This window comes from Armatimonadota bacterium (assembly GCA_020354555.1).
Taxonomy (GTDB): domain Bacteria; phylum Armatimonadota; class Hebobacteria.
In genome coordinates, this window is sequence record CP070648.1 from 3517355 (window position 1) to 3524019 (window position 6665).

Annotated in this window: 6 protein-coding genes; 5 read left to right on the top strand and 1 reads right to left on the bottom strand. The window is 67.7% G+C overall.

The window, feature by feature from the left end; all coding sequences use genetic code 11:
- The coding region (locus JSV65_14395) for a sugar phosphate isomerase/epimerase (protein UCH33743.1) at positions 1 to 778 on the top strand (778 nt) is incomplete at its 5' end.
- A gap of 76 nt (positions 779 to 854) precedes the next feature.
- Here the strand turns inward: JSV65_14395 and JSV65_14400 are convergent.
- Entirely contained in the window at positions 855 to 1349 is a 495-nt protein-coding gene (locus tag JSV65_14400) for a hypothetical protein (protein ID UCH33744.1), read from the bottom strand.
- 306 nt (positions 1350 to 1655) lie between these two features.
- Here JSV65_14400 and JSV65_14405 point away from each other — a divergent pair, with 306 nt between their 5' ends.
- The 4 genes from JSV65_14405 to JSV65_14420 form a co-directional block, all read left to right on the top strand.
- Positions 1656 to 2225 (top strand): Fe-S cluster protein, encoded by a 570-nt coding sequence (locus tag JSV65_14405; protein UCH33745.1) that lies wholly within the window; start codon positions 1656 to 1658, stop codon positions 2223 to 2225.
- Between the two features lie 3 nt (positions 2226 to 2228).
- The gene (locus tag JSV65_14410) at positions 2229 to 4907 is read left to right on the top strand and encodes an FAD-binding protein (protein ID UCH33746.1); all 2679 of its coding nucleotides are present in this window, start codon (positions 2229 to 2231) and stop codon (positions 4905 to 4907) included.
- Complete coding sequence (locus tag JSV65_14415; protein ID UCH33747.1) at positions 4908 to 6155, top strand: (Fe-S)-binding protein; 1248 nt, start codon at positions 4908 to 4910, stop codon at positions 6153 to 6155.
- Positions 6156 to 6380: 225 nt separating this feature from the next.
- Positions 6381 to 6665, top strand: a 285-nt coding sequence (locus JSV65_14420; protein UCH33748.1) for an argininosuccinate synthase, incomplete at its 3' end; no start/stop codon positions are given.

The window sequence follows — 6665 nt, forward strand, 5'->3', positions numbered from 1 at the left end:
CAACTACCTCGGCAGTGAAGACGTAAGCCTGCCCAGGCTCGCCGACATCGGGTATCGCCGCGTCGAGATGCGGCGCAAGACGGAGGTCGAGCTGCCCGTCGCGCGGTTGCGCGACATCGCCGCGGACTGCGGCATGGAGATACACTCCATGATGGACTGGCACCCGGGGATCGCCGATGCCGACGCCACGGTCCGCCGCGAGGTGCTCGACCGCATCAGGGACAGCGTGACGTGGGGCGCGGAGCTGGGGGCGCGCATTCTGGAGACGGTGCCGATGTGGGACGGCGAACCGCCGGCGCGACCGAACGCGTGGAAGCGCGCCGTCGAGTCATACCAGGAGGTGGCACCGTTCGCCGCGGAGCACGGCGTGACGCTGGCGATCGAGCCGATCACGGGGCGCAGCGGGGCGCTGGTGCACACGCTCGGGCAGGGAGTTGCGCTGGCGCGGGAGGTCGGTCACGATGCCGTGCGCGTGATGGGCGACACGCACCACATGCACTATGAGGAACACGACCCGGTGCGGGCGACGCGCGACGCAGGCCCGTGGCTCGTCCACTTCCATTTCTCCGACGAGGACCGGTTGCCGCCGAGCATGGGGCACATGGATCTCCTCGGGATTCTGCGCGCGCTGGCGGAGGTGGGGTACGAGGGCACCGTGAGCTTGAGCGAGATGGCGAAGACGCCCGACGCCGAGACGGCAGCGCGCGCCGCGTATCATTTCATGCAGGGCGCCATCGAGCTGGCGGAACTGCGCGAGCGCATGCTGCAGGGGGGCTAGTGACGAACTGCGAGTCCCCCCGCACGGCGCAACGAGGCGCGACACGTGGGAGTGCCGGGGGCAGCCGCTAGGTTCGTTAATGCCCTTGCGTCAGGCGACGGTTCTGCTCCACCATCAGCCAGTTGTCGCCTGCCCCGGGGGCGACGACGGTGTCGAGCCATGCCATGCGCGTCTTCAGTTCGTCCACCTTCCACTCCTGCGGCTGGTGCACGACGTAGACGCTCAGGTCATATTCCTCAGGCAGGCCCTGCCCACCCTGCCATATGATCTGGAACACAGCTCGGATGTCCGCGCGCGCGGTTGCGCCCTCGACTTCGACGTCTTTGACCTCATACTCGGCGAGCTGTTTCGGATCGAAGGGGTTGGGGATGTCGCCCACGGGAATCGGCAGCGTCTTGGCGGATTCGCTATCAATCAGAGCGTGCTGTTCGTGGTAATTGCCCGCCACCTCGTAGTCCAAGTACTGAGTGACGAGTTCCGTGACTTCCTTTTCCCGTTGAGCGGCGCACGATGCGGCAAGTACGGCAGGGAGCAGCAGAGGAACGAGCCAGATACGCAACTTCCGTCTCATCGCGGCCCTCCTGATGCGGAAGCGATGCGGTTACTTCATTCCGTGACGCCATTGTATTCACCTGCTGCCGCGGTGGGCAAGCCGTGAGAACGCGCGTGGCGCGCCGTGCCGAGGGAAGCGCCGCCCCGGCCGGTACCGCGCTAGAGTTGGCGTCGCCCGGCGGCGCGGGTACCCGACACGGGCGCTGCAGTTGCCAAATCCTGGCCGGGGTATATACAATGAGAACAGGATGCGGCCATTGCTGAAGCGCCGGAGCACTCAAGACGCCGTCTGCCGCCCCACAGCGCGAGGACACGACCCGAGATCATGTCTGACTTCGTCGAAACCGTAGAGATAACGAGAATCCTCCCCTGCCCCTCCGAACCGGGCAAGATACGCGTCAATGCGGAGCCGTCGTGCGATGTCAGCGAGATGCTGCCGTACCTCAACGCCGTGCTCGGCCGACCGATCTACAACCCCGCGTCTCCGGCTCTGACCGTCAACCGCGACGGGCGCATCATCACCATCTACGCGCGCAGCGTGTTCATGGCGAAGATCCTCGACGAGACGGACGCCCGCGCGCAGGCGGACTGGATTCGTGATTCGCTGAATGACGTTTATATACGGCGCGATGAGATCACGCCGGTCCACGATCGGCGCCAGCGGCTGACCGAACTGGAGATCTACAAGCTGCTGCCGGGGATCAACTGCAAGGTCTGCGGGCGGCTCACGTGCCTCGCGTTCGCGGTGGAGCTGGCGGCGGGCCGCGCGGAGATCTTGCGCTGCGCGCCGCTGTTCGACGCCCAATACCAGGACAAGCGGCAGGTGCTGTTGGACCTCCTGGACGCGGCCGGCTATGCGGTGCCCGACGCCTTCTTAAGCCCGGAGCGAGGGTAATCGGTGGCGGCGCGATCCATCCCAGCCCAAGCCGCGGCGAGCCGCTCTGTCCTGCGTGAGCTTCGTCGAATCGTCGGCAAGGGCAACGTCCTCACATCGCCCGCCGACCTCGCGCTCTACGCGTATGACTCCTCGCTCGAACGTCATCCCCCGGAAGTCGTCGTCTTCCCCGACTCGACCGACCAGGTAGCGCAGGTCGTCCGGGTGGCCGCCGGCTTGGGGGTGCCGTTCGTCCCGCGCGGCGCGGGGACGAACCTGAGCGGAGGATCGGTGCCGGTGAGCGGCGGCATTGTCATCGCACTGAGCCGGCTCAATCGCCTGCTCGGCATTGACGTGCCGAACCGCTGCGCCGTCGTGCAGCCGGGAATGACGAACCTCGCGCTTCAGGACGCCCTGGCGCCGCTGGGCTGGGTGTTCCATCCCGATCCAGCGAGCCAGAAGGTCTCGACAGTCGGGGGCAATGTCGCCGAGAACGCGGGCGGGCCGCATTGCCTGAAATACGGCGTGACGACGAACCACGTGCTGGGCGTGAAGGTGGTGCTGCCGGACGCCGAGGTCGCCCAGTTCGGCGGGGCTGCGGTTGATCAGCCAGGGTACGACCTGGCGGGGTTGATGAACGGCTCGGAGGGGACCCTGGGCATTGTCACCGAAGCCACGGTGCGCATTTCCGCGATCCCGGAGTCCGTGCGGACTCTGCTCGCGGTCTTCGACTCGATGGACACCGCGAGCGAGGCGGTTTCCGCGATCATCGCCGCCGGCATCGTCCCTGCGGCGCTGGAGATGATAGACCGGGTCATGGTAGGCGCCATCCAAGCCTCGATGGACGCGGGTTACCCGACGGATGCGGAGGCGGTGCTGATCGTCGAGGTGGACGGCCTGCGCGAGGCGGTGGACGAGGAGGCGCGGCGGTCGGAGGCGATTTGCCGGCAACACGGGGCGCGCGAGGTGCGCAGCGCGGCGAGCGAGCACGACCGGGAGCGCCTGTGGGCCGGACGGCGAGGCGCCTTCGGGGCGGCCGCTCGGCTGGCCTCGGCGTTCCTGGTGAATGACGGCGTGGTGCCGCGCGACAAGCTGCCGGAGGTGCTGCGGCAAACGCAGGAGATCGCGGCGCGCTACGGCGTGCGCGTGGGCAACAACTTTCACGCGGGAGACGGCAATCTGCACCCGCTCATCCTGCTCGATGACCGCGACCCGGACCAACGCGACCGCGCCAAGCGGGCGTCCCTGGAAATGCTGGAGGCGTGTGTCGCCGCCGGCGGGAGCATCAGCGGGGAGCACGGGATCGGCCTGGAGAAGCGCGAGGCGATGGCGCGCTTCCTCGCCCCTGCCGAACTGAACGCCCATTTTGCCGTCAAGCGTTCGTTCGATCCTCGCGGGCTGTGCAACCCAGGGAAGATGCTGCCCGACGAGATTCCAGACGCGAAACAAGCCGTGCCGCACCGCGTCGCACCGCGCGCCATCGCAACGGAACCACCGCCAGATCTGGTCATTGACGAGCGGCGCCCCAAGGCCTTGCTGAGCGCCGGGTCGGAGCAGGACGTCGCGGCGCTGCTCGCTGGCGCGGCAGAAGATGGCGCCGCCATCATACCGGTCGGCTCGCGCACCAAGCTCGACCTCGGCATGCCCCCGCGGCAGTTCGATTATGCCTTGTCGCTGGATAAGCTGACCGGCGTTATCGAGCACGACGTGGAGGATCTTACCGCCACAGTGCGCGCCGGAACGCGTCTCGCCGACTTGCAGGCCGAACTGGGCCGCCGCGGCCAGTGGGTACCCCTGGATCCGCCGCACAGGGATGCGACCGTAGGGGGCATAATCGCCACCGACTCCTACGGCCCCGGTCGTATGCGCTACGGCGGCTGCCGCGACCGCGTTCTGGGCATGCGCATCGCGCTGCCGTCCGGCGAAGTGATATCCGTGGGCGGCAAGACGGTGAAGAACGTCACGGGCTACGATTTGCCCAAGCTGTTCATCGGTTCTCTCGGGACATTGGGCATCATCACCGCCGCCACTTTCAAGCTGATGCCGGTGGCCGAGCGCACGGAGTGGTCGGCGTGGGCATTCGCCCATCCGGCGCAAGCCGTGGAATGCGCACAGCGGCTCGCGTCGAGCCAGCTTGAGTTGTCGGCGGCGGAGGTACTGACGGGCGATCTCGTTGGTCACGCCGACGCATGGGTGCTGCTGTGCCGCGCGCAGGAGACCGAGGCGGCGGTGGAGCGCCAGATTAGGGCGGCCGCGGACGTGTGCGAGGCGACTGGAGGAGCGCCGTTGGCCGACAGCCGACGAGACTGGTCGCGAATCGCCAGCGACGGCGTGTGGCGGTGGCGGGAATCGGCGGCAATCGTGCGCATCGCGACCCCGCCCGCAGCCTTGCTCGATGTCTTCAGTCACGCCTACCGGCTGCTGGGTGAGAACGGCGCGTGCGTGTGCTCTGCCGGCCCCGCCCTCGGCATCGCTCGCGTCGCGTTTGACGGCGAGAGTGCGGGCCCAGCGGTGCTGGCACTGCGCGAGGCGGTCGAGCAACGGCGCGGGCGACTCGTCATCGAGCGCGCGCCGATCGGGGCGAAGCTGGCCTCAGGCACCTGGGGCACCGGACATCCCGGCGAGAACATTATGCGCGCGCTGAAGGCTGAGTTCGATCCCAAGGGCGTGCTCAGCCCAGGCCGGTTTGTGGGAGGAATCTGAGTGGCCGATCCAGCGCTGGACGCCATCCAAGAGCAGGTGGCTCGCTGCAATCGCTGCGGGTTTTGCCAGGCCGCGTGCCCGATCTATCATATCACCGGGCGCGAGGCGGCCACCGCCCGCGGGCACAACGAGCATTTGCGCCGCGTCCTCGATGGCGAACTCGATCTCGACAGCGACATGGAGCCGGCGTTCGCGCAGTGCTTGCTGTGCCGTGCGTGCACGGCGCACTGCTTCCCCGCGCTGCCAACGGACCGGGCAGTGACTGCGGCGCGCAGCGGATTCAACCGACACCGGCCGGGCGCCGCCGTCGAAGAGCGCGTGATGCGAGCGGTGCTCACGGATCAAGGGCGCATGGCGCGCCTGATGAAGCTGGCGTACTTCGGGAAGCGCTCCGGGGCGCTGCGCGCGATGCGGCTCCTGCGGTGGCTGCCGTGGTTTCCCAAGGGCGCGGCGGAGGCGGACGCGATGATGCCGTCGCCGCCAGACAGCTTCCTTCGCGATCGCCTCGGGCGGCTGGGGTTGCCTGAGCAGGGGCCGCGAGGGACGATCGTGTACTTCGTCGGCTGCGGCATGAACTTCGGCTATCCTGACGCCGCCGAGGACACGCTGCGCCTGCTCGCCGAGTGCGGATACGGCATACGCGTCGCGGACAACATCTGCTGCGGCCTGCCGGCTTATACTCATGGACATCTCGACCTCGCCCGCGAGCTGGCGGAGGCCAATCTGCGCGCGATGACGGGCTCGGACCTGATTGTGGCGGACTGCGCCAGTTGCTCGTCGTTTCTCAAGCACTACGAAGAGCTGTTGGGAGGCGCGCCGGAGGCGGAGGAAGCGGCTGCATTTGCTGCCCGCGCGCGCGATCTGTCCGAGGTGATCGCGCCGGAGTTGCTGACCGGTGCGCGCCTGGAGGGCACGGTCACATACCATCAGCCCTGTCACCTCGGGCGCTACCAAGGCCTGGCGGCGCGACCCACGGAGTTGCTGGAGGCGATCGAAGAGGTGGACTTCAGGCCGCTGCGCGAAGCCGACTGGTGCTGCGGCGCGGCGGGGACGTACGTCGTGACCCAGTACGAGTTGAGCATGCAGGTCCTGGAACGTAAGATGTCCAACGTCGCGGCGACCGGCGCGGACACGGTGGTAACGTCCTGCCCGGCATGCCTCGCGCAACTGGGGTATGGTGCGCACCGGGAGGGCGTTGGGGTCCGCGTCCGGCATCTCTCCGAGGTCCTTCGCAAGGCGATGGGCTAGCGTTCGGACGGAGTCACAAACCGCTCGCGCGTGCCAGCCCGATCCGTCGTGAGACCCGAGCGACACCGGTCCGGCGTTCCCTGCGTCGGTCGTTCCCGTCACCTTGACAACGCTTTACTGGGCATAGTATTCTTCGGGCGGGTGGAACGGGGCGTGGCATGCCGCGCCCCTACGTACCTCTGGGGCGCCTGGGTCGGGCCCCTCAACTATCCCAGGAGACTCGCCATGAACGTCGCTGACATCATCCGCAAGATCGACGAGACGCCCGCGCCGAAGGTGCGCAAAGCAGCCATCGCTTACTCGGGCGGCCTGGACTCGTCTCTCGGCGTGGAGCTGCTGCGGCGCAAGTACGGGGCAGATGAGATTGTCCCCATTACGGTGGACGTCGGCCAGGGCGAGGAAGAGGTGCGCGTCAGCAAGGAGAAGGCGAAGGTTCTCCGGGTGGAGCCGATCATGATTGACGCGCGCGAGGAGTTCACCGAGGAGTGGCTGAGCAAAGCGATCCGCGCC